We start from the raw sequence: 25,204 nt of genomic DNA, 5'->3' as shown, positions 1-25,204 counted from the left end.
GTCCCGCCCTGTCGCGCTGTCGCGTGCGAGGGGCCCGGGGCGGCGCACGCCCCGGGCCCCTCGACCGTTCGACCGGTTCGTCGGGCGACGGTTCAGCAGGTCGCCGGATGCGGGAAGTCGACGACCAGCCGCTCCGGCGCGTGCAGCACGCTCGTCTTGTAGGTGGGCTTGGTGTCGAAGGCGGCGCCGAAGGTCACGTACCCCTCGTAGTCGCCGGTGTAGGCCAGGCCCTTGAGCTTGCTCAGGTTGATCTTCTGCAGGCGGGGCCCCTGGTAGACGTTCTGGCCGGCGTCGGTGTGCCCTGCCGCCGGGTGCAGTCGGATCTCCAGGAAGTACTTCCCGGCCAGCGGGACGGGCTTGCCGGACCCGTCGTAGACCAGTTCGGGAACGGGTGTGACGGTGACCGGGGGAGCGGATCCCTGAAGGTCGACGACGAGCCGGTCGAAGGTGCAGTGCCCGCCGAAGCGGGCGTTGGTGACCAGCGTGGTGGACAAGGTGCGGGTGGCGGCCGAGGCCGGTGCGGCGAGGCCGATGCCGGCGGCGAGCAGCGTGCCCGTGACGAGTGCGATGACCTGACGGCGACGTGGCGGACGCATGACGTCCCCCCGATTCTTGAGAGACGGGGACAGTGGTGTCACAGCAGAAGACACTTCCGGGGCGCCCATGGTTGCACCGGATCGGGCACGAGCCACGAGGCCGCGTGGCGGGAGGCCGGGTACCGCGAGGTCGTGCGCCGCGCCGTCAGCCGGGCAGCAGCGCGCTCAGCTCCGCGTCCAGGTCGTAGTGCCGTCGTTCCTGCCCGCGCGGCACCAGTTCCACCAGCCGGCGGCACAGGGCCCGTACGTCCTTCGCCCGGGCGGACATCACACACCCGTGCTCGCCGTTGCTGAACGCCAGGAAGATCCGCGGCTCGGTGGCCTTCCAGCGCGGCCACACCTGTATGTCGCCCTCGCCCGTGGCGCAGGTCTGCCCGTCGAGCAGCAGCTCGCGGGAGAACACCCAGCGCGCGATGTGCACCCCGGCGCCCTCGAAGTCGAGGGCGATCTCGTACGGCCGGTCCGTGCGGTACACGAACGTCCCGCGCACCGGAATGGGGGTGGTCGCGCCCTCCAGGAGGAGGGGGAGGACGCGGTGCTCCGTGATCGTCATGGCGGGGGTGGCCTCTCTGTCGGCGGGGTGTCTCGTGCCCCTCGGGCAAGCCAACCCCACGCCTTCCCCGCATCCGCGGGTCCAAGGTCCCGACCCGGACGGGCCGCTCGACCCGTCTTGCCCCGCCCCGGCGGACCTGCCCCCTCCGAACACGCGGGAGCCCGCCCTCCGGGGGAGGACGGGCTCGACGGGCCCGCCGCGCGCGGCGGCGGACGGAGTCGTCAGATCAGCATTCGATGACGTTGACCGCGAGACCGCCGCGAGCGGTCTCCTTGTACTTCACCTTCATGTCGGCGCCGGTCTCCTTCATGGTCTTGATGACCTTGTCGAGGGAGACCTTGTGGGTGCCGTCGCCGCGCATCGCCATCTTGGCCGCGGTGACCGCCTTGACGGCCGCCATGCCGTTGCGCTCGATGCACGGGATCTGCACCAGACCGCCGACCGGGTCACAGGTGAGGCCGAGGTTGTGCTCCATGCCGATCTCGGCGGCGTTCTCCACCTGCTCGGGCGTGCCGCCCAGGACCTCGGCGAGGGCGCCGGCCGCCATGGAGCAGGCCGAGCCGACCTCGCCCTGGCAGCCGACCTCGGCACCCGAGATCGAGGCGTTCTCCTTGAAGAGCATGCCGATCGCGCCCGCCGCGAGGAGGAAGCGGACCACGCCGTCCTCGTCCGCCCCGGGCACGAAGTTCATGTAGTAGTGCAGGACCGCCGGGATGATTCCCGCGGCGCCGTTGGTGGGGGCGGTGACGACCCGGCCGCCCGCCGCGTTCTCCTCGTTGACGGCCATCGCGTACAGCGTCGCCCACTCCATGGCGTGCGCCTGCGGATTGCCCTCGGCGCGCAGCTGGCGGGCGGTGCCGGCGGCGCGGCGCTTGACGCGCAGACCGCCCGGCAGGATGCCCTCGCGGGACATGCCGCGCGACACGCAGGCCTGCATGACCCGCCAGATCTCCAGGAGGCCCGCGCGGATCTCCTCCTCCGTGCGCCAGGCCTTCTCGTTCTCCAGCATCAGCGAGGAGATCGACAGGCCGTTCTCCTTCGCCAGCCGCAACATCTCGTCACCGGAGCGGAAGGAGTACTTCAACACCGTGTCGTCGAGCTTGATCCGGTCCTCGCCGACCGCGTCCTCGTCGACCACGAAGCCGCCGCCCACCGAGTAGTACGTCTTCTCCAGCAGCGGGGTGCCGGAGGCGTCGTACGCGAAGAGCGTCATGCCGTTCGCGTGGTACGGCAGCGAGCGCCGACGGTGCAGGATCAGCTGGTTCGGCTCGTCGAAGGCGATCTCGTGGGCCTCGCCTATCTCGGCGCCGAGCAGCCGCAGCCGGCCGCTCTGGCGGATGCGCTCCACCTCGGCGTCCGCCGTCTCGACGTTCACCGTGCGGGGGGAGTGCCCCTCCAGTCCCAGCAGGACGGCCTTGGGCGTGCCGTGGCCGTGGCCGGTCGCGCCCAGGGAGCCGAAGAGTTCCGCGCGGACGGACGCGGTCTGGGCGAGGACACCGTCCTTCTTCAGGCGGGTCACGAACATGCGTGCCGCCCGCATCGGGCCGACCGTGTGGGAAGAGGAGGGACCGATGCCGATGGAGAAGAGATCGAAGACGGAGATGGCCACGGTGGCGGACTCCCTTGTCTGCTCGTGGGGTGGGAGGGGGCAGGAGAGGCGGATTGGTCGGATTTTGTCCGGCAGCCGAGCTTAACGCGAGGAGGTGAACAAGCCGGCCGGCGCGGGCCGCGCGCGGGTGACGGTCAGGCGCGGCCCGGTTCGCGCTCCGGTACGACGCCCCCGGCCTCGGGCCGGTACGGGAGCGGGCCCGGGCGGCGGGCCCGTGCGGCGGGCCCGGGCGGGGTGGGCCCGGGCGGGGTGGGCCCGGGCGGGCGGGCCCGCACGCGCACCGGCTCGGACACACGTGAGCAAGGCCATGTCGGGCCGGTCGTGGCGCCGGTCGCGGGGCCGGGGTCGTGCCCGCCCGATCACGAGAAGGGCCCGGTGCCTGTTTCCACAGCCACCGGGCCCTTCTCACGAAGACCTAGCGCGCCACGTCAGAGCGTGGGGTACAGCGGGAACTTCGCGGCGAGCGCCGAGACGCGCGCCTTGAGGGCCTCGGCGTCGGCCTCCGCGAAGGGGGACGGCGCCTTCAGCGCCTCCGCGATGATCTCGGCGACCTCGGTGAAGGCCTCCGCGTCGAAACCGCGGGTGGCCAGGGCCGGCGTACCGATCCGCAGACCCGAGGTGACCATCGGCGGCCGCGGGTCGTTCGGGATGGCGTTCCGGTTGACCGTGATGCCGACCTCGTGGAGGCGGTCCTCGGCCTGCTGACCGTCCAGCTCCGAGTTGCGCAGGTCGACCAGGACCAGGTGCACGTCGGTGCCGCCGGTGAGGACGTCCACGCCCACGGCCTTGACGTCGTCCCGGACCAGCCGGGCGGCGAGGATCTTCGCGCCCTCCAGGGTGCGCTCCTGGCGCTCCTTGAACTCGGGCGAGGCGGCGACCTTGAACGAGACCGCCTTGGCCGCGATCACGTGCTCCAGCGGACCACCCTGCTGGCCGGGGAAGACCGCGGAGTTGATCTTCTTGGCCAGTTCCTGCGTCGACAGGATGACACCGCCGCGCGGACCGCCGAGGGTCTTGTGCGTGGTGGTGGTCACGACGTGGGCGTGCGGCACCGGGTTCGGGTGCAGACCCGCGGCGACCAGGCCGGCGAAGTGCGCCATGTCGACCATCAGGTACGCGCCGACCTCGTCCGCGATGCGGCGGAAGGCGGCGAAGTCCAGCCGGCGCGGGTAGGCGGACCAGCCCGCGACGATCAGCTGGGGCTTGGACTCCTTGGCGAGGCGCTCGACCTCGGCCATGTCCACCTCGCCCGAGGCGTCCACGTGGTACGGGACCACGTTGTAGAGCTTGCCGGAGAAGTTGATCTTCATGCCGTGGGTCAGGTGACCGCCGTGGGCGAGGTTCAGGCCCATGATCGTGTCGCCCGGCTTGAGCAGCGCGAACATCGCGGCGGCGTTCGCCTGCGCACCGGAGTGCGGCTGGACGTTCGCGGCCTCGGCGCCGAACAGCGCCTTGATGCGGTCGATCGCGATCTGCTCGACCACGTCGACGTGCTCGCAGCCGCCGTAGTAGCGGCGACCGGGGTAGCCCTCGGCGTACTTGTTGGTCAGGACCGAGCCCTGGGCCTCCATGACGGCGACCGGAGCGAAGTTCTCCGACGCGATCATTTCCAGGGTGGACTGCTGGCGCTCGAGTTCGGCGTCGACGGCGGCGGCGACGTCGGGGTCGAGCTCGTGGAGAGGGGTGTTCAGTACAGACATCAGGGTCCCCTGGGGTCAGTTACCGGCGGTGAGCTTGGCGTACTCGTCGACGGAGAGCAGGTCGGGCTGCTCCTCCGTGACGCGCACCTTGAAGAGCCAGCCACCCTCGAAGGGAGCCGAGTTCACCAGCGACGGGTCGTCCACGACGTCCTGGTTGGCCTCGACGACCTCACCGGTGACGGGGGAGTACAGGTCGCTGACCGACTTGGTCGACTCCAGCTCGCCGCAGGTCTCACCCGCGGTCACGGTGTCGCCGACCTCGGGGAGCTGGGCGTAGACGACGTCACCGAGCGCGTTGGCCGCGAACTCCGTGATGCCGACCGTCGAGACGCCGTCCTCGGCGCCCGACAGCCACTCGTGCTCCTTGCTGTAACGCAGCTGCTGGGGGTTGCTCATGGCCTGATTCTCCTGGATGCGGGGGAGTGGATGTGAACCGGTGGTCTTGAATGCCGAGACGGCGCCGCACGGACCTGCGTACGGCGACGGCACGGACCTGCGTACGGCGACGACGTGTGACGGAAGGGGCGGAACTACTTCTGCCGCTTGTAGAACGGCAGCGCCACGACCTCGTACGGCTCATGCGTACCGCGAATGTCCACGCCGACACCGGAGGTGCCGGGCGCGGCGTGCGCCGCGTCCACGTACGCCATCGCGATCGGCTTGCCCAGCGTCGGCGACGGGGCGCCCGAGGTGACCTCTCCGACGACCTGCCCGTCAGCGACGACGGGGAATCCGGCGCGCGGGACGCGGCGGCCCTCGGCGATCAGCCCGACGAGCTTGCGCGGCGGGTTGCCGGCGGCGCGCTCGGCGGCGGCCTCCAGCGCCTTGCGGCCGACGAAGTCCACCTCCTTCTCGAACTTCACGACCCGGCCCAGACCCGCGTCGAACGGGGTGAGGGAGGTGGTCAGCTCGTGCCCGTACAGCGGCATGCCCGCCTCCAGGCGCAGGGTGTCGCGGCAGGACAGGCCGGCCGGGACCAGGCCGACGCCCGCGCCCGCCTCGGTCAGCGCCTGCCACAGCTCCACCGCGTGCTCCGGGGAGACGAACAGCTCGAAGCCGTCCTCGCCGGTGTAGCCGGTCCGCGCGATCAGCGCGGGCACCCCGGCCACCGTGCCCGGCAGGCCGGCGTAGTACTTCAGGCCGTCCAGGTCGGCGTCGGTCAGCGACTTCAGGATGCCGGGGGACTCCGGGCCCTGCACGGCGATCAGCGCGTACGCGTCGCGGTCGTCGCGGACCTCTGCGTCGAAGCCGGCGGCCCGCTCGGTGATCGCGTCCAGGACGACCTGGGCGTTGGAGGCGTTGGCGACGACCATGTACTCGGTCTCGCCGAGGCGGTAGACGATCAGGTCGTCCAGGATCCCGCCGTCCTCCTGACAGATGTGCGTGTAGCGGGCGCGGCCGACACCGACGGTCGAGATGTTGCCGACCAGCGCGTAGTCCAGCACCTTCACGGCCTCGGGGCCGGTCAGGGTGATCTCGCCCATGTGGGACAGGTCGAACAGGCCGGCCTTCGTGCGCACGGCGTTGTGCTCGTCGCGCTCACTGGCGTAGCGCAGCGGCATGTCCCAGCCCGCGAAGTCGGTCATGGTCGCACCGAGCGAGCGGTGCAGCGCGTCGAGGGCGGTCAGGCGGGGGGCAGTGCTCATGGGTGTGGCTCCCGGGTCCCAGGGCATGACATGACGAGGACGGTCCTCCCCATCTGTCATCGGAACCTGAGAGGTTCGCCGAGAGTTCCCGCGCGAAACGGGGCGCGTCGTCGACTTGCACCTTGGGTGGAGCACACGCCGATGCCGTCGGGGACGGCGGCGCGGCTCGCTTTTCAGATCTGCCTCATCCACGCGGTACGGGGCCTGAGAGATTCAAGGGAGGACTTGCTCCTTCGGCGCCCGGGCACGGCCTCATGGCCTGCCGGGACTCTCCCGCGCGGATTCAAGCGGCCGGTATGCAGTTGGTGTCCAGATGGCGCACATCATTGCACGCGACGGCCCGCGTCGGGTGTGCGGGCCCGAAAGACCGTGCGTGACCGTGACCGGGTTCGAGCGGGCCGACCGGAACCGGGCATGCCGGATTACCGTCTCTTTACACTCAGTGGGCAAGGGTCCTCGCGACCCGATTCGGGGGAGGCGATCACTGTGGCGGTGCGGAGATTCGGAGTGCTGACGACGACGGGGACCGTGGCGGGGGTGCCGGCGCAGCGGGGCGCCCACGAGCGGCCCGCGCGGGCCGGGAGCACGGTCGTGCGTGACCTGCGCGGCCGGGGCGCGCACGGACCGCGCGCGCTCGACTTCGCCGACGGGGACATCGTCGTGGTGTCCGGCCTGCCCGGAGGCGGCAAGAGCACGCTGATCAAGCGGGCCGCGGCCGGCGGCGTCGACTCGCAGGACACCCGGGAACGCTGGGAGCGGCAGATGCCGGACGCCCTGCCGTACGCGGTCTACCGGCCACTGGTCCGCGTCGCCCACTACTGGGGCCTGTGGCGGGTGCTGCGCTCGGGCGCCTCGGTGGTGGTCCACGACTGCGGCACCCAGAGGTGGGTGCGGGCCCTGCTCGCCGGGTTCGCCCGGCGCCGCGACCGGGCCCTGCACCTGCTGCTCCTCGACACCAGCCCACAGGAGGCCCTGGCCGGGCAGGAGGCGCGCGGCCGGCGGGTGTCGGCGTACGCCTTCTCCCGCCACCGCGGCGCGGCCGACCGGCTCCTGCGCGACGCCGAGTCGGGCAGCCTCCCGCGCGGCTGCGCGTCGGCGGTCCTCCTGGACCGCGCCGCCGCCTCGCGCATCACCCGCATCACCTTCGGCCCCACGCCCCCGACGCACACCTCAACCCCCGCCGCCTGACGCGCGAGCCCGGGGGAGGGGGGTCCGCGCGGACCCACTAACCTCGGCACGGCAACGGTGGCGATGGCAGCGGAGGCGTGGATGCACGGCGGCGGGTGGCCCGACAACGAGCTGGAGCAGGTGCTCGGGGCGGCGCTGGGGGCGGTGGACGCGGGAGCGCGGATCCTGGAGGTGCTCGGTCGCAGCCGGGTCTGGGTGCCGCTGCCGGCCGGCGGCGCGCCCGACGCCGCCGACCTGACCCTCCCGACGATGCAGATCGGCGGCGCGGCGTACGTCCCCGTCTACAGCTCAGAGGCCCAGTTCCGCTTCTGCGTCGGCCCCGGCATGGACTTCGCCGTGGCCCCCGCCGTGGAGTTCGCCCGCGGCCTGCCGCCGCAGCTCGGCATCGCCGTGAACCCCGAGGGGGCCGTCGGCGTCCCGCTCCCCCCGGCCGCCGTCGCGGAGCTGTGCCGCGCGGGGCGGACACCGCTCGACGGCCCGGCCACCGGCGGCCGCGTCCGGCTCTTCGAGCCCGACTGGCAGGACGACCCGGTGGACTTCCTGGCGGCGGCCGGCGAGGAGTTCCGGGCCACCGGGGTGGTGGCCGCCGCGCACCGCTGCCTGGCCAGCGTGGAGGGCGGGGCGCCCGAGCTGTACATCGGTGTCCGACTGGTGGGATGGGATCCCGAATCGCGCAGCGCCCCGTTGGAGGCGCTCGGCCGGGCGCTGGCCCGCGTACCGGCGCCCTGGCCCGTGCAGTTGATCCTCCTGGACGCCGTCGAGGACCCGGTCACGGACTGGATTCGTGAGCGTGTACGCCCCTTCTACCTCCCGTAGGGCCGCTTAAGCTGATTACATCTCTTGGCCGCACGTGTGGCCTGGGTAACGGGTGGACGACGGGCGGACGAAGAGGGGTACCGGGTGAGTGCGTCAGGCACGGCCGCGGCCGGGCAGGTCGAGCACATGCTGCGCCAGGTGACTCCCGGGCGCTATGAGAGCTACGAGTCGCTTCTGCACGCCCTGGCCGAGGGCCGGCTGTGGATGTTGTTGTGGCAGGGGCAGCCGGGTTCCCCGGATGCCCAGTACGGGGGGATGGAGGTCGACGGGCTCGGATACGCGCCCTGCGTGACCTCCCCGCAGGAACTGACCGCCAGCGGCTGGAACCGCGGCTACGAGGTGGTCACCGGCCGGGACATCGCCCGCGCCCTCTACCCGGACCGCTGGGGGCTGTGGCTCAACCCGCACGCCCAGGGCGGCGGCATCGGACTGCCCTGGGCCGACCTCCGCCGGATCGCGACCGGCCTCGACCGGATGCCCGCCGGACCGCTGCGCCTGTCGGAGCCCGCCCTGGAGCTCCCGCAGTTCTACGGTCTGCTCACCCAGCACGCGCACCGCACGCCCGCCGTCCGGTCGCTGCGCAGGGCCTGGGTGCAGCCGTCGCTCGGATCGGCGTACCTCGCCGTCGGGCTCGACCTGTACGACGCCTCCGCGCCCGCGCTGGAGTCCGTCCGGGAGATGATGCGGCAGTCGGTCGGGGCGGTCCCCGAGGGCGTTCCCGTGTGCACCGTCGCGCTGGCCGACGAGCACGATCCGGTCGCGATGTGGTTGCGTTCGCAGACCCGCCCCTTCTACGACCGCGAGGGGCAGGCGCCCTCGTACTAGCACGTCCCCCAGGCCTCCGTCGGACTTCCGGCGGAGGCCTTTCGCGTGCCCTCCCCACGCCCTCCCGCCAGGCGTCCCCGTCCTCCCGGGACCTGCGGACGGGCCGCGCGCCGACGCCGTCCGGACTCCGGGACGGACGGGTGCGCGACGCCTCCGGCCGCCGGCGACCGCCGCGCCCGGACGACCTTCGTCTTGTCCTGATTTCTTCGGTCTTGTGGGGCCAAAAGGCATGCGAGTCTTGCGAGTTGGGCGCCATGTCCGGTTCCGTACCGAACAGGCGGTCTTGCTCCGCTGAGACGCGAGTGAAGTCCGGATAACGGGTACCGGGACGTCAGATCACGTTTGCGCATCCATTCATCTGCGGGTCTGGCGGCTGGTCGAGCGCCCGATGAAGACTCCCCACCCAAGAGCCGATCAGTCCTCCGGGCACGGTTCGGTTCGTTGACTGCACCTGTTGTTTCGCACGGCACTTTCGCAGCACTTCCCGCACTTCCTGCACCTCACACGCGTTCCGCGTGTCCCACGCACTCCGAGCGCCACTCCGCACCAACGCCGCCACAGCGGCGGGCATGGGCCGGCACACCCGTCGGCCGAGAGGGGTCCCCACCACGATGACGGCACCACTGCATGACACGGACGCGGAAACACCCGCACCCGTGTCCGTAGCCGACGTCCCTGCCAAGGCCATCGAAGGCCGCTCGCCCGGCCGCATCGCCTGGATGCGGCTCAAGCGCGACAAGGTCGCGCTGACCGGCGGCGTGGTCGTGATCCTCCTGATCCTGGTGGCCGTCTTCGCGCCGCTGATCGTGAGCCTGCTGGGCCATCCGCCCAACGAGTTCCACGAAGACATGCTGGACCCGGACTTCGGGACGCCGCTCGGCTCGTTCGGCGGCATGAGCTCCGACTTCCTGCTGGGCGTCGAACCGACCAACGGACGCGACGTGTTCAGCCGGATCGTCTACGGCGCCCGCATCTCCCTGGTCGTCGCCTTCCTCGCGGCCTTCGTCTCGGTGGTCCTCGGCAGCCTGCTCGGCGCGCTCGCCGGGTTCCTCGGCGGCTGGGTCGACGGCGTCATCAGCCGCACGATGGACCTGCTGCTGGCCTTCCCGCAGTTGCTGTTCACCATCGCCCTCGTGTCCGTGGTCCCCAACTCCCTCTGGGGGTTCGAGGGTTCGGGCGTCCGGATGGGCGTGCTGATCGTCGTCATCGGCTTCTTCGGCTGGCCGTACATCGGCCGCATCGTCCGAGGACAGACGATCTCCCTGCGTGAACGCGAGTACGTCGAGGCCGCGCGCAGCCTCGGGGCGGGCCGCGGCTACATCCTGATCAAGGAGCTGCTGCCCAACCTGGTCGCGCCGATCCTCGTCTACTCGACGCTGATCATCCCGACCAACATCCTGACGGAGGCGGCCCTCAGCTTCCTCGGTGCCGGCGTCAAGCCGCCCACCGCCTCCTGGGGCAAGATGCTGTCCGACGCCGTCCCCATCTACCAGGACGACCCCATGTACATGGTGGTCCCGGGCCTCACGATCTTCATCACCGTCCTGGCGTTCAACCTCTTCGGGGACGGGCTGCGCGACGCACTCGACCCCAAGGGCAGCTGAACCGCTTCTTCGCTTCACCACCTATGGAGGTTGGACAACCGTGATCCGCAGAAAGCAGGCACTCGCGATCACCGCCGTGGTCGCCGCCCTGTCGATGACCGCCGCGTGTGGCGGTGGCAAGGACGAGGGCAAGAAGTCCGACGGCGCCGCGAACGACAAGGGCTACAGCGGTGCCTCCACGGCCCTGGTGAACGCCTCGGACGCCAAGGGCGGTGAGCTCAAGCTCTGGTCGCCGCAGGACGTCGACTACCTCGACCCGGCGCGTGCCTACTACGGCTTCGTGTGGAACCTGCAGCGCCTCTACATCCGCCAGCTCTACGCGTACGACAGCAAGCCGGGCGCCGCGGGCACGAAGCTGGTCCCGGACCTCGCCGAGGCCGCGCCGGTCCTGAGCAACGACGGCAAGACGTACACCGTCAAGATCAAGGACGGCGTGAAGTTCGAGGACGGCACGCCGATCACCTCGAAGGACTTCAAGTACGGCATCGAGCGCGTCTTCGCTCAGGACGTGCTGTCCGGCGGCCCGACGTACCTGGTCGACCTGCTCGACCAGGGTCAGAAGTACCCGGGCCCGTACAAGGACACCGACCCGAACAAGATGGGTCTGAAGTCGGTCCAGACGCCGGACGACAAGACGATCGTCTTCAACCTGGCCAGCGCCAACTCGGACTTCAACTACCTGCTGGCGATGCCGTCCTCCTCGCCGGTCCCGGCGGCGAAGGACCAGGGCGCGGGCTACACCAACAAGCCCGTCTCCACCGGCCCCTACAAGGTCGAGAACTTCACCGCGGGCAAGGGCGCCACCTTCGTCCGCAACGAGAACTGGGACCCGAAGACGGACACGATCCGCAAGGGTCTGCCGGACAAGGTGAGCTTCACGGTCACCACCAACCCGGACGACATGGACCAGCGCCTGCTCTCCGGCGACATCGACCTCGCCGTCGACGGCACCGGTGTCCAGCAGGCCGCGAAGAACAAGATCCTCAAGGACGCGAACCTCAAGAAGAACGCGGACAACCCGTTCACGGGCTACATCCGCTACTTCGCCTTCCCGCAGACGGTCGCGCCGTTCGAGAACATCGAGTGCCGCAAGGCCGTCATCTACGCGGCCGACCCGAAGTCGCTGCAGAACGCCCGCGGTGGCCCGACCAGCGGTGACCTCGGCGCGAACATGCTGCCGCCCGGCATCCCCGGCTCGGACAAGTCCTTCGACCCGTGGGGCCTGACCGCCGGCAAGGCGCAGGAGCAGAAGGCCAAGGACGCGCTCAAGGCCTGTGGCAAGCCCGACGGGTTCGAGACCACCATCGCGGTCCGCAACAACCGCGCCCCCGAGGTCAAGACGGCCGAGTCCCTCCAGGCCTCGCTCGCCAAGGTCGGCATCAAGGCCACGATCGACCAGTACGACGGCAAGCTCTCCTCCTCCACGATCGGTTCGCCCGAGAACGTGAAGAAGAAGAACTACGGCATCATCGTCATGGGCTGGGGCGCCGACTACAACTCCGGTTCGGGCTTCCTCCAGCCGCTGGTCGACGGCTCGTTCATCCTGCCGAACGGCAACAACAACTACACGATGCTGGACGACCCCGAGGTCAACGGCCTGTTCGACAAGGCCGCGAACGCTGCCACCCCGGACGCCGCCGCTCCGTTCTACACGGACATCAACAAGAAGGTCATGGAGAAGGCGCTCTACCTGCCGATCAACTTCGACAAGGCGCTCATCTACCACAACCCGCGCCTGACGAACGTCTACTTCAACGACTCGATGGGCCGCATCGACCTCGCCGTCCTGGGCGTCGCCAAGTAGTCGTCCGACCGTCCGGCGGCCGCCCACCGCGGCCGTCGGGCACCAGCAGGCCAGCAATTCGTAAGTAAGTGCCTTCACCGCACATGCGCTAGTCCGAAGGGCAGGTGAAGGCCGCAGGCGGCGGCTGTCGTCCCCACAAGGGGCGGCAGCCGCCCGCCCCGGGCGGCCGACTGCAGTGCTCGTCTACCTCATACGGCGGCTGTTCAACGTCGCCGCCACGCTGCTGGTGGTCTCCGTGGTCACCTTCGGCATCTTCTTCGCGGTCCCGAAGCTGACCGGCAGCGATCCCGCGCTCATGTACGCCGGTCGAGAGACCAACGAGACCGCCCTGGCGGGCATCCGCGTGAAGATGGGCTTCGACAAGCCCATCTCCGAGCAGTACTGGGTGTTCCTCAAAGGCATCTTCGTCGGCCGCGACTACGACGGCGGCACCGAGGTCACGCACTGCGCCGCTCCGTGCTTCGGCTACTCCTTCAAGAGCGAGGCCCCCGTCTGGGAGACCATGCTCGACCGCATGCCGGTCACCCTCTCGCTCGCCGTCGGCGCAGCCGTGATCTGGGTGATCGCGGGTGTGGCCACCGGAGTGGTCTCGGCGCTGAAACGGCGTACGGCCATCGACCGGACCGTCATGATCGGAGCGCTCGCCGGCGTCTCCCTGCCGATCTTCTTCACCGGCATGGTGGCTCCCGCGGTCTTCGTCTACGGCCTCGGCTGGTTGGACGTGTCCAACTACAAACCCCTGACCGAGGATCCGCTGGCCTGGCTCAACAGTCTGATCCTGCCCTGGGTCACCCTCGCCTTCCTCTTCGCGGCGACCTACGCCCGCATCACCCGCGCGACCATGCTGGAAGTCCTCGGCGAGGACTACATCCGCACCGCCCGCGCCAAGGGGCTCAAGGAGGGCGTGGTCATCCGCAAGCACGCCCTGCGCTCCACCCTCACCCCGATCGTCACGATGTTCGGCCTCGACCTCGGCGGACTCCTCGGCGGCGCGGTGCTCACCGAGACGACCTTCAACTTCCAGGGTCTGGGAACGGCGGCCGTCGCCGCCATCGGCCAGGGCGACCTCCCCGTGATCATGGGTGTCACCCTGCTCGCCGCGCTCTTCGTGGTGATGGCCAACCTGATCGTGGACCTGCTGTACGCCGTCATCGACCCGCGCGTGAGGCTGACGTGACCGAGAACCCCGCCGTTTCGACCGGCACCTCCGGCGAGCCCGCGTTCGTCCCCGAGCAGGCGAAGGGGGAGGCCCGCCCCGCGGACTCCTTCCTCTCCGTACGCGACCTCAAGGTCCACTTCCCGACCGACGACGGACTCGTCAAATCCGTCGACGGGCTCTCCTTCGATCTGGAGCGCGGCAAGACGCTCGGCATCGTCGGCGAGTCCGGCTCGGGCAAGTCGGTGACCTCGCTGGCCATCATGGGTCTGCACCGCACCGGCAACGCCCGCAGCCGCCCGCACATCTCCGGGCAGGTCGTGCTCGACGGCGAGGACCTGGTCCAGGCCGACGCCGATCACGTGCGCAAGCTGCGCGGGCACAAGATGGCGATGGTCTTCCAGGACCCGCTGTCCGCGATGCACCCGTACTACTCGGTGGGCAAGCAGATCGTCGAGGCCTACCGGACCCACCACGACGTCGACAAGAAGACCGCCCGCAAGCGGGCCGTCGAGATGCTCGACCGGGTCGGCATCCCGGAGCCCCACCGGCGCGTGGACGCGTACCCCCACGAGTTCTCCGGCGGCATGCGCCAGCGCGCGATGATCGCCATGGCCCTGGTCAACAACCCCGAACTGCTCATCGCGGACGAGCCCACGACCGCCCTGGACGTCACCGTCCAGGCGCAGATCCTGGACCTCATCCGCGACCTGCAGAAGGAGTTCGGCTCCGCGGTCATCATGATCACGCACGACCTCGGCGTGGTCGCCGAGATGGCCGACGACATCCTGGTGATGTACGGAGGCCGGTGCGTCGAGCGCGGCACCGCCGAGAAGGTCTTCTACGGCCCCCGGCACCCCTACACCTGGGGCCTGCTCGGCTCGATGCCGCGCATCGACCGCGACCAGACCGAACGGCTGATCCCGGTGAAGGGCTCGCCGCCCAGCCTCATCAACATCCCGAGCGGCTGCGCGTTCAACCCCCGGTGCCCCTACGCCGACGTACCCAAGGGCGGCATCACCCGCACCCAGCGTCCCGAGCTGACCGAGGACGACAGCCGGCACTGGTCCGCCTGCCACATGTCGCAGGAGGAGCGGACCCGGATCTGGACCGAAGAGATTGCGCCGAAGCTGTGACCGACATGAACAAGACGGGCGCGGCGGAGGCCTCCTCCGCGCAGGCCGCGGCGGACACCGCCGAGGAGCCGCTGCTGAAGGTGACCGGGCTGGTCAAGCACTTCCCCATCAACAAGGGGCTGTTGCGCCGCCAGGCCGGCGCCGTCAAGGCCGTGGACGGCATCGACTTCGACGTCCGACGGGGTGAGACCCTCGGCATCGTCGGCGAGTCCGGCTGCGGCAAGTCCACCATGGGCCGGCTGATCACCCGACTGCTCGAACCGACCGGCGGAAAGGTCGAGTTCGAGGGTCGGGACATCACGCACCTGAGCGTCGCGGGCATGCGCCCGCTGCGCCGCGACGTGCAGATGATCTTCCAGGACCCGTACGGCTCGCTGAACCCCCGCCACACGGTGGGCACGATCGTCGGGGCGCCCTTCAAGCTCCAGAAGGTCACCCCCGAGGGCGGGGTGAAGGCCGAGGTCCAACGGCTGCTCTCGCTGGTGGGCCTCAACCCCGAGCACTACAACCGCTACCCGCACGAGTTCTCCGGCGGTCAGCGCCAGCGCATCGGCATCGCGCGGGCACTGGCCCTCAAGCCGAAGCTCGTCGTCGCCGACGAGCCGGTGTCGGCGCTGGACGTCTCGATCCAGGCCCAGGTGGTGAACCTGCTGGACGACCTCCAGGAGGAACTCGGCCTGACGTACGTGATCATCGCGCACGACCTGTCGGTCATCCGCCACGTCTCGGACCGCATCGCGGTGATGTACCTCGGCAAGATCGTGGAGCTGGCCGACCGCAAGTCGCTGTACGAGGCGCCGATGCACCCGTACACGACCGCGCTCATGTCGGCGGTGCCGGTGCCGGACCCGAGGAGGCGCGGCGCGAAGAGCGGGCGCATCCTGCTCAAGGGCGACGTGCCGTCGCCGATCTCGCCGCCGAGCGGCTGCCGGTTCCACACCCGGTGCTGGAAGGCGACCGAGCTGTGCACCACGCAGGAACCGCCGCTGGTGGCCCTGAAGACGGGACACCAGGTCGCCTGTCACCACCCGGAGAACGCGCCGGACCAGGCGCCGGGCGACAAGGCCCTGCCGGGCGCCGCCGAAGTGGTGGACACGCCGACGGTGTAGCGGGTTTCGACCTCGGCGTGGTGAGTCACGCCGACGGTCCGGCGGGTCACGACGACCGCAGGTGTCCGACCCCGGAGTAGCGGCCGGGGCCGGGTGTGGTGCCGGGGCCCCGGACGTACGCGTCCGGGAACCCCGGCACCACTGTGCGTTCCCGGGCGGTCCGTGCGCCCCCTTCGTCCCCTGTGCCCCGTCCGTCCCCCGCGCCCCGGCCGTGGCCGTTCGCCGCCGTCCGTCACGCCGGCAGGCGGACGGCACAATGGGGGCGTGCTCCACGATCTCTTCCCGCCCGGCATCCAGCACGCCCTGGACCTCGCGGGCATTTTTGTCTTCGCCACCGCGGGCGCCCTGCTCGCCGTGCGCAAGAACTTCGACATCTTCGGCATCGCCGTGCTCGCGCTCGTCACCGCCCTCGGCGGCGGTCTCTTCCGCGACCTGGTCATCGGCGCCGTACCGCCCGCCGCCTTCGGGGAGCTCAGCTTCTTCGTGACGCCGCTGGTCGCCGCCGGGCTCGTCTTCTTCCTGCACCCCGAGGTCCAGCGGATCAACCGCGCCATCAACGTCTTCGACGCGGCCGGCCTCGGACTGTTCTGCGTGACCGGCACGACCAAGGCGTACGAGTACGGCCTCGGTCTGACCGCGTCCGCCTCGCTGGGTCTGGCCACGGCCGTCGGTGGCGGTGTGCTGCGCGACGTGCTGGTCAACGAGGTCCCCTCGCTGCTGCGCGACCGGGAGATGTACGCGGTGCCCGCCGTCGTCGGCGCCTCGATGGTGGCCCTCTTCATCGCCTTCGACACGCTCAACGCCCTCACCACCGCCGCCGCGATCATCACCACGTTCGTGCTGCGGCTGCTCGCGATCCGCTACCACTGGCGGGCGCCGCTGGCCTGGAACCGCCGGTCCGCCGTGGCCGAAGAGCCGTAACGCGCACGTAGCAATAGAAAGCTACCGCTTAGTAGCTTGCCGGTGTACCGTCGTTTTCATGTCACATGCAGCGGCCCAGGCATCCATCGGCGACAGCGAGTTCGACCGCGACACCACCCTCTCCGCCCGCGCGGACGAGCCCGGGGTGTACGACGCCGAACTCAGCGCCGGCTGGACGATCATCACCGCCGTCAACGGCGGATATCTGCTGGCACTGGTCGGTCGGGCCCTGTCGGCGGCCCTGCCGCACCCCGACCCCTTCACCGTCTCCGCGCACTACCTGACCTCCTCCGTGCCCGGCCCCGCCGTGATCCGCACGCAGGTCGTCCGGATCGGGCGCACGCTGTCGACCGGTCAGGCGTCCCTCTTCCAGTACGACGAGAGCGGCGCCGAGATCGAGCGGATCCGCGTCCTCGCCTCGTACGGGGAACTGTCCGCACTCCCCGACTCCGTGCACACCACCGCGCTGCCGCCCGTCATGCCCGCGTACGAGGACTGCCTCGGCGCGGAGGCCGGCCCCGCGCCGATCCCCGGCAGCTCCGCCATCGTGGACCGGCTCCGGCTGCGGCTGGACCCGGCGACGGCGGGCTGGGCGGTCGGGGCGCCGTCCGGCAAGGGCGAGATGCGGGCCTGGTTCGAACTGGCCGACGGCCGCGACGCCGACCCGCTGTCACTGCTGCTGGCCGTGGACGCGCTGCCGCCGACCGCCTTCGACCTCGGCCTGATCGGCTGGGCCCCGACGGTCGAGCTCACCACCCACATCCGCCGGCGCCCCGCGCCGGGCCCGCTGCGCGTGGCCATCACCACCCGCAACCTGGCCGGCGGCTTCCTGGAGGAGGACGCCGAGGTCTGGGACTCCACGGACCGCCTCGTGGCCCAGTCCCGCCAACTGGCCCGCGCCCCGCGCCAGAGCTCCTGACCCGGGGGCGGCGCTCCCGTCCGGCCTCGTGCCGGGCGGCCGGCGCCCCCGCCGCCGCCTCCGGCACCCCGCCCCGCCACCGCGCCCCGCCGGTGAATGCGTCGGCGGGGGACCGGATGGGGTCCGGTCGGTCGGGGGACTCGTAGAATCGGGGGATCATGGCCTACCTCGACCACGCCGCAACCACTCCGATGCTGCCGGAGGCCGCTGCGGCGATGACCGCGCAGTTCGCCGCCACGGGTAACGCGTCCTCCCTCCACGCCGCCGGCCGCCGGGCCCGCCGCACCGTCGAGGAGGCCCGCGAGGCCCTCGCCGAAGCACTCGGCGCGCGCCCGAGCGAGGTGGTCTTCACCGCCGGCGGCACCGAGGCTGACAACCTCGCCGTCAAGGGCCTCTACTGGGCCCGTCGCGACCAGGACCCGAGCCGCACCCGGGTGCTCACCAGCCCCGTCGAGCACCATGCCGTCCTCGACGCCGTCCACTGGCTCGCCGAGCACGAGGGGGCCCGGGTCGAGTACCTCCCGGTGGACCACTACGGGCGCGTGCACCCCGAGGCCTTCCGGGAGGCGATCGAGCGCAGCCCCTCCGATGTCGCCCTGGCCACCGTCATGTGGGCGAACAATGAGATCGGCACGGTCTTCCCCGTACGCGAACTCGCCGACATCGCCGGGGAGTTCGGGATTCCGCTGCACTCCGACGCCGTCCAGGCCGTCGGCCAGCTCGACGTCCGTTTCGGCGACAGCGGCCTCGCCGCCATGACCGTCAGCGGCCACAAGATCGGCGGCCCGTACGGCATCGGCGCCCTGCTGCTCGGCCGGGACCAGACGCCCGTGCCCGTCCTGCACGGGGGCGGCCAGGAGCGGCACGTCCGGTCCGGGACCCTCGACGTGCCGGCCATCGCGGCCTTCGCGGTGGCCGCCGTCCTCGCCGCCGAGCGGCGCGAGCGGTTCGCCGTCGAGATCGGCGCCCTGCGCGACGAGCTGGTCACCGCCGTCCTGCGGGAGGTACCCGACGCCGTGCTCGGCGGAGACCCCGTGGACCGGCTGCCCGCCAACGCCCACTTCAGCTTCCCCGGCTGCGAGGGCGACTCCCTGCTGCTCCTCCTCGACGCCCAGGGCATCGAGTGCTCCACCGGCTCCGCCTGCACGGCCGGCGTGGCCCAGCCCAGCCACGTGCTGCTGGCCACCGGCACCGACCCGCGGCTGGCCCGGGGCACCCTGCGGTTCTCCCTCGGCCACACCTCCACCAAGGAGGACGTCGCGGCGGTGGCCGCCGCCATCGGCCCGGCCGTCGCCCGCGCCCGTACGGCCGGACTCAGCTAGTGCCGTGACCGCACCAGGCCGTCGCCCTCGCATCCGGCCGGTCTGCGGGCTCGGCCGGTCTGCGGGCTCAGCCGCTCGCGGGCCGGCCGGGCTGCGGGTTCAGCCGGTCGCGGGTTTGCGGGCCCGGCCGGGCTGCGGGTTCAGCCGGTCGCGGGTTTGCGGGCCAGGGCTTCCCCGACCATGCGGACGTAGCGGTTCCAGTCCCAGTGGCGGCCCGGGTCGGTGTGGTCGGCCCCCTCCACCTCGGAGTGGCCGACGATGTGCTCGCGGTCGGCGGGTATGTCGCACCTCCGGCAGACATCGGCGGCCAGCTCGGCCGAGGCCGCGTACATCGCGTCCGTGAAGTCCTGCGGCCGGTCGACGAAGCCCACGTGCTCGATGCCGACACTGCGCTCGTTCATGGACCGGTTCCCGGCGTGGAAGGCCACGTCCAGCTCGCGCACCATCTGCTCGACATGGCCGTCCTGGCGGACTATGTAGTGCGCCGACGCCTTGTGCCACGGGTTCTTGAAGGCGTCCACCGAGGAATCGAACCCGCCCTGTGTGACATGCACGACAATGCGGTCCACGCGATAGTCGTCGGGCCGGTCCGCCAGCCGCCAGTTCGCCGGTGAGGCCGCCGTCCAGCTCGCGGCCGCGTAGTCCAGCTCGCCCTCCTTGCGCGGCTTGGACACCCCGGGCAGCAGCCACCAGGCGCGTCTGATCTCGTCCTGCCCGATGACGGCCGCCGTCGCGATCACCCCGAGCCCACCGAACAGCACGGCCCTGCGGGTCCGGCCGGAGCCCTTGCCGGGCGCCTTCCCCGCTGCCGCTTCCCGCGTCTTCCCGCCCTCACGCACCATGCGATCCACCCCCCGACCCGACAACGCGCCGTGACCCCGCGCGGTTCCCCGTACCCTGGACGGTGCCATGACTGAGAACCTGCCGCGCACCACCCGCCCCCTTCGCGTCCTCGCCGCCATGTCCGGCGGGGTGGACTCCGCCGTCGCCGCCGCCCGTGCGGTCGAAGCCGGGCACGACGTCACGGGCGTCCACCTGGCGCTCTCCGCGAACCCCCAGTCCTTCAGGACCGGAGCCCGCGGTTGTTGCACCATCGAGGACTCGCGCGACGCCCGCCGCGCCGCCGACGTCATCGGCATCCCCTTCTACGTCTGGGACCTCGCCGAGCGCTTCCGCGAGGACGTCGTCGAGGACTTCGTCTCCGAGTACGAGGCCGGGCGCACCCCGAACCCCTGCCTGCGCTGCAACGAGAAGATCAAGTTCGCCGCGCTGCTCGACAAGGCCCTGGCCCTCGGGTTCGACGCCGTCTGCACGGGCCACTACGCCACCGTCGTCCTCAACGACGACGGCACGCGCGAGCTCCACCGGGCATCCGACATGGCCAAGGACCAGTCGTACGTGCTCGGCGTCCTCGACGAGAAGCAGCTCGCCCACGCGCTCTTCCCGCTCGGCGACACCCTCACCACCAAGGAAGAGATCCGCGCCGAGGCCGAGCAGCGCGGCCTCGCCGTCGCGAAGAAGCCCGACAGCCACGACATCTGCTTCATCGCCGACGGCGACACCCAGGGCTTCCTCGCGAACCGCCTGGGCAAGGCCGAGGGCGACATCGTCGACGAGAGCGGCGAGAAGGTCGGCACCCACGAGGGCGCCTTCGGCTTCACCATCGGCCAGCGCAAGGGCCTGCGGATCGGCCACCCCGCGGCCGACGGCAAGCCGCGCTACGTCCTCGACATCTCCCCGGTGAACAACACCGTCACCGTCGGCCCCGTTGAGGCCCTCGACGTCGCCGCCCTCACCGCGATCCGGCCCCGCTGGTGCGGATCCACGGCCGCCGCCCCCGGCACGTACACCGCGCAGCTGCGCGCCCACGGCGGCGAGACCGAGGTCTTCGCCGAACTCGTGGACGACGAGCTGCGCGTCTCCTTCACCGAGCCGGTCCGCGGGGTCGCGCCCGGCCAGGCGATCGTGCTGTACGACGGCACCCGCGTGGTCGGTTCCGCCACCATCGCCACGACCGAGCGGGCGTCCGCCGCCGTGTGAGCCCGGCGGGCCGGGGCTCAGGCCACCGTCAGGACGATCTTGCCGGTGGTACGGCCCCGCTCGCCGATCTCGTGGGCCTTGGCGGCCTGCTCCAGCGGCAGCACCGTGTCGACCAGGGGCTTGAGCAGGCCCTGCTCGACCAGGGCGGCGATGCCCTCCAGGCCCTTGAGGTCCGGCTCCACGAGCAGCCAGGTGGCGTGCACGCCCTCGGCGTCGGCCGGGACGCCGTCGGGCCCCGGGAGGGTCACCAGGTGCCCGCCCGGCTTGAGCACCTTCAGCGAGCGCCGCCCGTGGTCCCCGCCCATGGCGTCGATCACCACGTCGATGTCGGAGACGACGTCCTCGAAGTCCGCGGTGCGGTAGTCGATCACCTCGTCCGCGCCCAGTTCGCGCAGCAGCTCGTGCTTGGCGGCGCTCGCGGTGCCGATCACGTACGCGCCGCGGGCCTTGGCGATCTGCACGGCCAGGTGGCCGACGCCGCCGGCCGCCGCGTGCACCAGCACCCGCTGCCCGGCCGAGACCCCGGCCGTGTCCACCAGCGCCTGCCAGGCGGTCAGGGCCGCCAGCGGCAACGCGGCCGCCTGCACGTGGTCCAGCGAGGCCGGCTTGCGGGCGAGGTGGCGGGCGGGGGCGGTCACGTACTCGGCGTACGCGCCGGCCTGCTGCGGGAAGCGGGGCATCCCGTACACCTCGTCGCCCACCCGGTACAGGGTCACGCCCGGGCCGACGGCCTCGACGGTGCCCGACACGTCCCAACCGACGGCCGGCACCGGCCCCCAGGGGATCAGGGCGCCGCTCTCGCGGGTCTTCCAGTCCACCGGGTTCACCCCGGCGGCGCGGACCCGCACGAGAACCTCGCCCATGCCGGGCTCCGGACGCTCGATCTCCCTCTCGACGAGGACCTCGGGTCCGCCCCACTGGCTGACGACGACGGCGCGCATGGATATCTCCTCTGATGGCACTTGTGCTGGTCCCGGCCGGTTTCCCCGGCCGATGGACCCAGCTTGGCGGTCGTCGGACCCGCATGGTGCTGGCCGTACGGCCACCATGTGACAGAATCTGGCCATGCATCGCATCGCCGTACTCGCCCTCGAAGGCGTCCCCCCGTTCGAGCTCGGGATCCCCTCCCGCGTCTTCGGCAACGCCCACGACGACGACGGCGCCCCGCTCTACGAGGTGACCGTCTGCACCGCCGACGGCCTGCCCGTGACCAGCGACGCGGGCTTCACGGTCGGCGTCGCCGCCGGCCCCGAGGCGCTCGCCGCCGCCGACACCGTGGTCATCCCGCCCACCCACGCCATGGACGACCTCGCGCACGGCGCGCCCCTGTCGCCCGCGCTCGCCGCCGCCATCGCCGGCATCCGGCCCGGCACCCGACTGGTGTCGATCTGCACCGGTTCCTACGTCCTGGCCGCGGCCGGACTGCTCGACGGCCGGCCCGCCACCACGCACTGGCTGCACGCCCCCGAGTTCCAGCGGGCCTTCCCGCGGGTCCGGCTCGACGAGGAGGTGCTCTTCGTCGACGACGGCGACGTCCTGACCTCCGCCGGCGTGGCCGCCGGCGTCGACCTCTGCCTCTACCTGATCCGGCAGGACCACGGCACCGCCGTCGCCAACCGCGCCGCACGCCTGTGCGTCGTACCGCCCTGGCGCGACGGTGGACAGGCCCAGTACATCGACCGGCCCGTGCCCGAGCCGACCGTCGCCACCACCACCGCCACCCGCGCCTGGGCCCTGGAACGCCTCGCCGAGCCGGTCGCGCTGGCCGAGCTGGCCGCCCACGCCCGGATGAGCCTGCGCACCTTCACCCGCCGGTTCCGCGACGAGGTCGGCATGACGCCGGTGCAGTGGCTCACCGTCCAGCGCCTCGAACTGGCCCGCCACCTGCTGGAGTCCAGCGACCTGCCCGTGGACCTGGTCGCGCACCGCGCCGGCTTCGGCTCCGCCAACTCGCTGCGCCAGCACATGCGCGCGGCCCTCGGCACCTCCCCGATCGCCTACCGCCGCACCTTCCAGCCCCACGACCGGGCGAGCGTCGCCGCGCCGGCATGACCCCGGAGGTCATGGACCCCCGGCCGGCCGGGCGGCAGGATGTGAACACAGGGCCGGACCGCCGGACCGGCCGACAGGGGAGACCGCCATGACCGCGTACGCCATCGCCCACATACGCCCCACGACGATGAACGACGACGTCCTGCGCTACATCGAGGGCATCCAGGCCACCATGGACCCCTTCGGCGGCCGCTTCCTCGTCCACGGCCGCGAGGTCGAGGTCCTGGAAGGCCCCTTCCCCGGCACGGTCGTCATGATCGGCTTCCCCGACCTGGAGCGGGCCCGCGCCTGGTACGCCTCCGACGCCTACCAGGCGCTCATCCCGCTGCGCACCGACCACATGCCCGGCGAGATCGTCCTCGTCGAGGGCGTCGCCCCCGATTACGACGCCGCGAAGACGGCCGCCGACCTCCGCGCCGCCGCGGGGCTCTGACCCGGCCGACCGGGCCGCCCTCCCACGGGCGCGCGTCACGGGGGCGCGGGTCCGGGCCACCTGAACCGCGGGCCCCGGACGGGGTGCGAGCATGACCACATGGCTACTCACCTGATCACCGGTGCCGGATCCGGCATCGGCGCCGCCGTCGCGAACCGCCTGCACGCGCGCGGCGACGACCTCGTCCTCCTGGCCCGCGACGCCGCGCGCGGCAAGCAGCTCGTCGAACGCTTCCCCGGCGCGGGAGTGCTCGTCGGCGACCTCGCGGACCCCGACCGCCTCTCGTGGGCCTTCTCCAAGCAGGCGATCCCCGAGCGGATCGACTCCCTGCTGCACATCGCGGGGATCGTCGACCTCGGGCCGGTGGGCGAACTGCGCCCCAAGACCTGGCACCAGCAGCTCAACGTCAACCTGATCGCCCCCGCCGAGGTCACCCGGCTGCTGCTCCCCACCCTGCGCGCCTCGAAGGCCACCGTCGTCTTCGTGAACTCCGGCGCCGGCCTCGCCGCCCACGCCGACTGGAGCGCCTACGCCGCCTCCAAGCACGGCCTGAAGGCCCTCGCCGACTCCCTGCGCGCCGAGGAGCGGGCCAACGGGATCCGCGTCACCTCGGTCTACCCGGGCCGCACCGCGAGCCCCATGCAGGCCAAGGTGCACTCCCAGGAGGGCAAGGAGTACGACGCCGCCGCCTGGATCGACCCCGAGTCCGTGGCGACGACCATCGTCATGGCCGTCGACCTGCCCCGCGACGCCGAGGTCAACGACCTGAGCGTCAGGCCCGGCCGATGAGCGCGAGCGCCACCGGCGTCGGCTCGCTTCCCGGCGGCGACGCGCGCGAGGCCGCCAAGACCGTCACCGGCTCCTTCGAGGAGTTCCCCCACCTCGCCGAGCTGCCCGCGCGCGGGCCGGGCGCGGACATGATCGGCCGCTCCCTCGGGCTGCTCGTCGACATGTACGCGCACGTCGAGCCCAGCGGCTGGCGGATCAGCGACCGGCCCGGCCGCGACAGCAAGCGCGCCCGCTCCTGGCTCGGCGAGGACCTCGACGCCCTGGAGGAGTTCACCCAGGGGTACACCGGCAAGCTGAAGATCCAGGCCGTCGGGCCGTGGACCCTGGCCACCGCGCTGGAACTGCACGGCGGGGAAGCGGTCCTCCAGGACCCCGGCGCCTGCCGCGACCTGGCAGGGTCGCTCGCGGAGGGACTGCGCGAGCACGTGGCGGACGTACGCAAGCGCATCCCCGGCGCCGAGGTGGTGCTCCAGTTCGACGAGCCCTCCCTGACCGGCGTACTGCTGGGCCGGGTGCGCTCCGCCAGTGGCTACCGGACCTACCGCGCCGTGGACCGACAGGTCGTCGAGGGCACCCTGCGCGAGCTGTTCGCCGTCCACGACGGGGAGGTCGTCGTCCACTCCTGCGCCCCCGAGGTCCCCTTCGCACTGCTGCGGCGCGCAGGCGCCACAGGCGTGTCGTTCGATTTCTCCCTGCTCACCGAGCGCGAGGACGACGCCATCGGGGAGGCCGTCGAGGACGGTGCGAAACTCTTCGTCGGAGTGGTGCCCGGCACCGACGCCCCGTTGTCGGACCCGGGGGGTAGCGTCATGGGTGTCAGGAAGCTTTGGCGCAGGCTGGGACTGGCCCCGGGGACCCTCGCGGAGTCCGTCGTGGTCACCCCGTCGTGCGGTCTGGCGGGCGCCTCGCCCGCCTACGCCCGCGCGGTGCAGGCCCACTGCGTCAGGGCGGCGAGGTCGCTCGCCGACAACCCTGAGTGACGGATC

24 protein-coding genes and 1 riboswitch are annotated in these 25,204 nt (G+C 71.6%); of the genes, 16 read left to right on the top strand and 8 right to left on the bottom strand.

Annotated features, from left to right (window positions below):
* Window positions 1-92 precede the first annotated feature (92 nt).
* The 6 genes from ACIRO3_RS01135 to gcvT all read right to left on the bottom strand — a co-directional run bounded on the left by ACIRO3_RS01135 (window position 93) and on the right by gcvT (window position 6,104).
* Window positions 93-596 (bottom strand): hypothetical protein, encoded by a 504-nt coding sequence (locus ACIRO3_RS01135; protein ID WP_361771356.1) that lies wholly within the window; start codon window positions 594-596, stop codon window positions 93-95.
* A 145-nt stretch (window positions 597-741) separates the two neighbouring features.
* Window positions 742-1,149: an SsgA family sporulation/cell division regulator gene (locus ACIRO3_RS01130; protein WP_365997903.1), complete on the bottom strand. Its 408-nt coding sequence runs from the start codon at window positions 1,147-1,149 to the stop codon at window positions 742-744.
* Window positions 1,150-1,375: 226 nt separating this feature from the next.
* Entirely contained in the window at window positions 1,376-2,758 is a 1,383-nt protein-coding gene (locus ACIRO3_RS01125) for an L-serine ammonia-lyase (protein WP_361771358.1), read from the bottom strand.
* A gap of 428 nt (window positions 2,759-3,186) precedes the next feature.
* Window positions 3,187-4,458, bottom strand: a complete 1,272-nt coding sequence (glyA, locus tag ACIRO3_RS01120) for a serine hydroxymethyltransferase (protein ID WP_404131397.1) — start codon at window positions 4,456-4,458, stop codon at window positions 3,187-3,189.
* Window positions 4,459-4,473: 15 nt separating this feature from the next.
* Window positions 4,474-4,854 (bottom strand): glycine cleavage system protein GcvH, encoded by a 381-nt coding sequence (gcvH, locus tag ACIRO3_RS01115; protein ID WP_361771359.1) that lies wholly within the window; start codon window positions 4,852-4,854, stop codon window positions 4,474-4,476.
* A gap of 134 nt (window positions 4,855-4,988) precedes the next feature.
* Window positions 4,989-6,104, bottom strand: coding sequence for a glycine cleavage system aminomethyltransferase GcvT (gene gcvT / locus ACIRO3_RS01110; RefSeq protein ID WP_361771360.1), 1,116 nt, complete (start codon window positions 6,102-6,104; stop codon window positions 4,989-4,991).
* 183 nt (window positions 6,105-6,287) lie between these two features.
* Window positions 6,288-6,390, bottom strand: a riboswitch (glycine riboswitch).
* A 221-nt stretch (window positions 6,391-6,611) separates the two neighbouring features.
* Here gcvT and ACIRO3_RS01105 point away from each other — a divergent pair.
* The 11 genes from ACIRO3_RS01105 to ACIRO3_RS01055 all read left to right on the top strand — a co-directional run bounded on the left by ACIRO3_RS01105 (window position 6,612) and on the right by ACIRO3_RS01055 (window position 18,904).
* Window positions 6,612-7,292: an AAA family ATPase gene (locus tag ACIRO3_RS01105; protein WP_404131395.1), complete on the top strand. Its 681-nt coding sequence runs from the start codon at window positions 6,612-6,614 to the stop codon at window positions 7,290-7,292.
* Between the two features lie 63 nt (window positions 7,293-7,355).
* The gene (locus ACIRO3_RS01100) at window positions 7,356-8,108 is read left to right on the top strand and encodes an enhanced serine sensitivity protein SseB (protein ID WP_365998000.1); all 753 of its coding nucleotides are present in this window, start codon (window positions 7,356-7,358) and stop codon (window positions 8,106-8,108) included.
* Window positions 8,109-8,192: 84 nt separating this feature from the next.
* Entirely contained in the window at window positions 8,193-8,933 is a 741-nt protein-coding gene (locus ACIRO3_RS01095) for an enhanced serine sensitivity protein SseB C-terminal domain-containing protein (RefSeq protein WP_361771362.1), read from the top strand.
* A gap of 611 nt (window positions 8,934-9,544) precedes the next feature.
* Window positions 9,545-10,537: an ABC transporter permease gene (locus tag ACIRO3_RS01090; RefSeq protein ID WP_361771363.1), complete on the top strand. Its 993-nt coding sequence runs from the start codon at window positions 9,545-9,547 to the stop codon at window positions 10,535-10,537.
* Window positions 10,538-10,631: 94 nt separating this feature from the next.
* Window positions 10,632-12,341, top strand: coding sequence for an ABC transporter substrate-binding protein (locus tag ACIRO3_RS01085; RefSeq protein WP_404132290.1), 1,710 nt, complete (start codon window positions 10,632-10,634; stop codon window positions 12,339-12,341).
* A 175-nt stretch (window positions 12,342-12,516) separates the two neighbouring features.
* On the top strand, window positions 12,517-13,518 hold the full coding sequence (locus ACIRO3_RS01080; protein ID WP_361771364.1) for an ABC transporter permease: 1,002 nt from the start codon (window positions 12,517-12,519) through the stop codon (window positions 13,516-13,518).
* Window positions 13,515-14,633: an ABC transporter ATP-binding protein gene (locus tag ACIRO3_RS01075; protein WP_361771365.1), complete on the top strand. Its 1,119-nt coding sequence runs from the start codon at window positions 13,515-13,517 to the stop codon at window positions 14,631-14,633. The genes ACIRO3_RS01080 and ACIRO3_RS01075 overlap by 4 nt, the downstream gene beginning before the upstream one ends.
* 5 nt (window positions 14,634-14,638) lie before the next feature.
* On the top strand, window positions 14,639-15,742 hold the full coding sequence (locus ACIRO3_RS01070; protein ID WP_361771544.1) for a dipeptide ABC transporter ATP-binding protein: 1,104 nt from the start codon (window positions 14,639-14,641) through the stop codon (window positions 15,740-15,742).
* Between the two features lie 264 nt (window positions 15,743-16,006).
* Window positions 16,007-16,663 carry a trimeric intracellular cation channel family protein gene (locus ACIRO3_RS01065; protein WP_267800490.1) on the top strand — a complete coding sequence of 219 codons (657 nt, stop codon included), beginning with the start codon at window positions 16,007-16,009 and terminating at the stop codon, window positions 16,661-16,663.
* A 58-nt stretch (window positions 16,664-16,721) separates the two neighbouring features.
* Window positions 16,722-17,582, top strand: a complete 861-nt coding sequence (locus ACIRO3_RS01060) for a thioesterase family protein (protein ID WP_365997908.1) — start codon at window positions 16,722-16,724, stop codon at window positions 17,580-17,582.
* 158 nt (window positions 17,583-17,740) lie between these two features.
* A complete protein-coding gene (locus tag ACIRO3_RS01055) occupies window positions 17,741-18,904 on the top strand; it encodes a cysteine desulfurase family protein (RefSeq protein WP_404131391.1) in 1,164 nt (387 codons plus the stop codon).
* 140 nt (window positions 18,905-19,044) lie between these two features.
* On the opposite strand, the gene ACIRO3_RS01050 is transcribed toward ACIRO3_RS01055, so the two are convergent.
* Entirely contained in the window at window positions 19,045-19,746 is a 702-nt protein-coding gene (locus tag ACIRO3_RS01050) for an N-acetylmuramoyl-L-alanine amidase (RefSeq protein ID WP_404131389.1), read from the bottom strand.
* A 67-nt stretch (window positions 19,747-19,813) separates the two neighbouring features.
* On the opposite strand from ACIRO3_RS01050, the gene mnmA reads away from it, so the two are divergent.
* Window positions 19,814-20,944, top strand: a complete 1,131-nt coding sequence (mnmA, locus tag ACIRO3_RS01045; protein WP_404131387.1) for a tRNA 2-thiouridine(34) synthase MnmA — start codon at window positions 19,814-19,816, stop codon at window positions 20,942-20,944.
* A gap of 17 nt (window positions 20,945-20,961) precedes the next feature.
* Here mnmA and ACIRO3_RS01040 read toward each other — a convergent pair whose 3' ends face one another.
* On the bottom strand, window positions 20,962-21,885 hold the full coding sequence (locus ACIRO3_RS01040; protein ID WP_365997912.1) for an NADP-dependent oxidoreductase: 924 nt from the start codon (window positions 21,883-21,885) through the stop codon (window positions 20,962-20,964).
* Between the two features lie 124 nt (window positions 21,886-22,009).
* Between ACIRO3_RS01040 and ACIRO3_RS01035 the strand changes: the two genes are divergently transcribed.
* The 4 genes from ACIRO3_RS01035 to ACIRO3_RS01020 all read left to right on the top strand — a co-directional run bounded on the left by ACIRO3_RS01035 (window position 22,010) and on the right by ACIRO3_RS01020 (window position 25,198).
* On the top strand, window positions 22,010-22,996 hold the full coding sequence (locus ACIRO3_RS01035; protein ID WP_361771371.1) for a helix-turn-helix domain-containing protein: 987 nt from the start codon (window positions 22,010-22,012) through the stop codon (window positions 22,994-22,996).
* Between the two features lie 88 nt (window positions 22,997-23,084).
* Window positions 23,085-23,429 (top strand): DUF1330 domain-containing protein, encoded by a 345-nt coding sequence (locus ACIRO3_RS01030; protein ID WP_361771372.1) that lies wholly within the window; start codon window positions 23,085-23,087, stop codon window positions 23,427-23,429.
* A gap of 99 nt (window positions 23,430-23,528) precedes the next feature.
* Complete coding sequence (locus ACIRO3_RS01025) at window positions 23,529-24,218, top strand: SDR family oxidoreductase (RefSeq protein ID WP_361771373.1); 690 nt, start codon at window positions 23,529-23,531, stop codon at window positions 24,216-24,218.
* The gene (locus tag ACIRO3_RS01020) at window positions 24,215-25,198 is read left to right on the top strand and encodes a methionine synthase (RefSeq protein WP_365997914.1); all 984 of its coding nucleotides are present in this window, start codon (window positions 24,215-24,217) and stop codon (window positions 25,196-25,198) included. Before ACIRO3_RS01025 ends, ACIRO3_RS01020 begins: the two co-directional genes overlap by 4 nt.
* Window positions 25,199-25,204: the final 6 nt, after the last annotated feature.

It is taken from the genome of Streptomyces sp. NPDC102278 (assembly GCF_044766345.1).
GTDB lineage: Bacteria > Actinomycetota > Actinomycetes > Streptomycetales > Streptomycetaceae > Streptomyces.
Note: the sequence above shows the minus strand (reverse complement) of the source record. Positions and strands in the feature narration are given on the sequence as shown.

Coding starts and splice junctions, on each gene's coding strand:
- ACIRO3_RS01030 (WP_361771372.1), top strand. CDS start 23,085: ATGACCGCGTACGCCATCGCCCACATACGCCCCACGACGATGAACGAC.
- ACIRO3_RS01085 (WP_404132290.1), top strand. CDS start 10,632: ATGACCGCCGCGTGTGGCGGTGGCAAGGACGAGGGCAAGAAGTCCGAC.
- glyA (WP_404131397.1), bottom strand. CDS start 4,458: ATGTCTGTACTGAACACCCCTCTCCACGAGCTCGACCCCGACGTCGCC.
- gcvT (WP_361771360.1), bottom strand. CDS start 6,104: ATGAGCACTGCCCCCCGCCTGACCGCCCTCGACGCGCTGCACCGCTCG.
- ACIRO3_RS01100 (WP_365998000.1), top strand. CDS start 7,356: ATGGCAGCGGAGGCGTGGATGCACGGCGGCGGGTGGCCCGACAACGAG.
- ACIRO3_RS01135 (WP_361771356.1), bottom strand. CDS start 596: ATGCGTCCGCCACGTCGCCGTCAGGTCATCGCACTCGTCACGGGCACG.
- ACIRO3_RS01060 (WP_365997908.1), top strand. CDS start 16,722: ATGTCACATGCAGCGGCCCAGGCATCCATCGGCGACAGCGAGTTCGAC.
- ACIRO3_RS01035 (WP_361771371.1), top strand. CDS start 22,010: ATGCATCGCATCGCCGTACTCGCCCTCGAAGGCGTCCCCCCGTTCGAG.
- ACIRO3_RS01130 (WP_365997903.1), bottom strand. CDS start 1,149: ATGACGATCACGGAGCACCGCGTCCTCCCCCTCCTCCTGGAGGGCGCG.
- gcvH (WP_361771359.1), bottom strand. CDS start 4,854: ATGAGCAACCCCCAGCAGCTGCGTTACAGCAAGGAGCACGAGTGGCTG.
- ACIRO3_RS01020 (WP_365997914.1), top strand. CDS start 24,215: ATGAGCGCGAGCGCCACCGGCGTCGGCTCGCTTCCCGGCGGCGACGCG.
- ACIRO3_RS01040 (WP_365997912.1), bottom strand. CDS start 21,885: ATGCGCGCCGTCGTCGTCAGCCAGTGGGGCGGACCCGAGGTCCTCGTC.
- ACIRO3_RS01050 (WP_404131389.1), bottom strand. CDS start 19,746: ATGGTGCGTGAGGGCGGGAAGACGCGGGAAGCGGCAGCGGGGAAGGCG.
- mnmA (WP_404131387.1), top strand. CDS start 19,814: ATGACTGAGAACCTGCCGCGCACCACCCGCCCCCTTCGCGTCCTCGCC.
- ACIRO3_RS01090 (WP_361771363.1), top strand. CDS start 9,545: ATGACGGCACCACTGCATGACACGGACGCGGAAACACCCGCACCCGTG.
- ACIRO3_RS01055 (WP_404131391.1), top strand. CDS start 17,741: ATGGCCTACCTCGACCACGCCGCAACCACTCCGATGCTGCCGGAGGCC.
- ACIRO3_RS01070 (WP_361771544.1), top strand. CDS start 14,639: ATGAACAAGACGGGCGCGGCGGAGGCCTCCTCCGCGCAGGCCGCGGCG.
- ACIRO3_RS01025 (WP_361771373.1), top strand. CDS start 23,529: ATGGCTACTCACCTGATCACCGGTGCCGGATCCGGCATCGGCGCCGCC.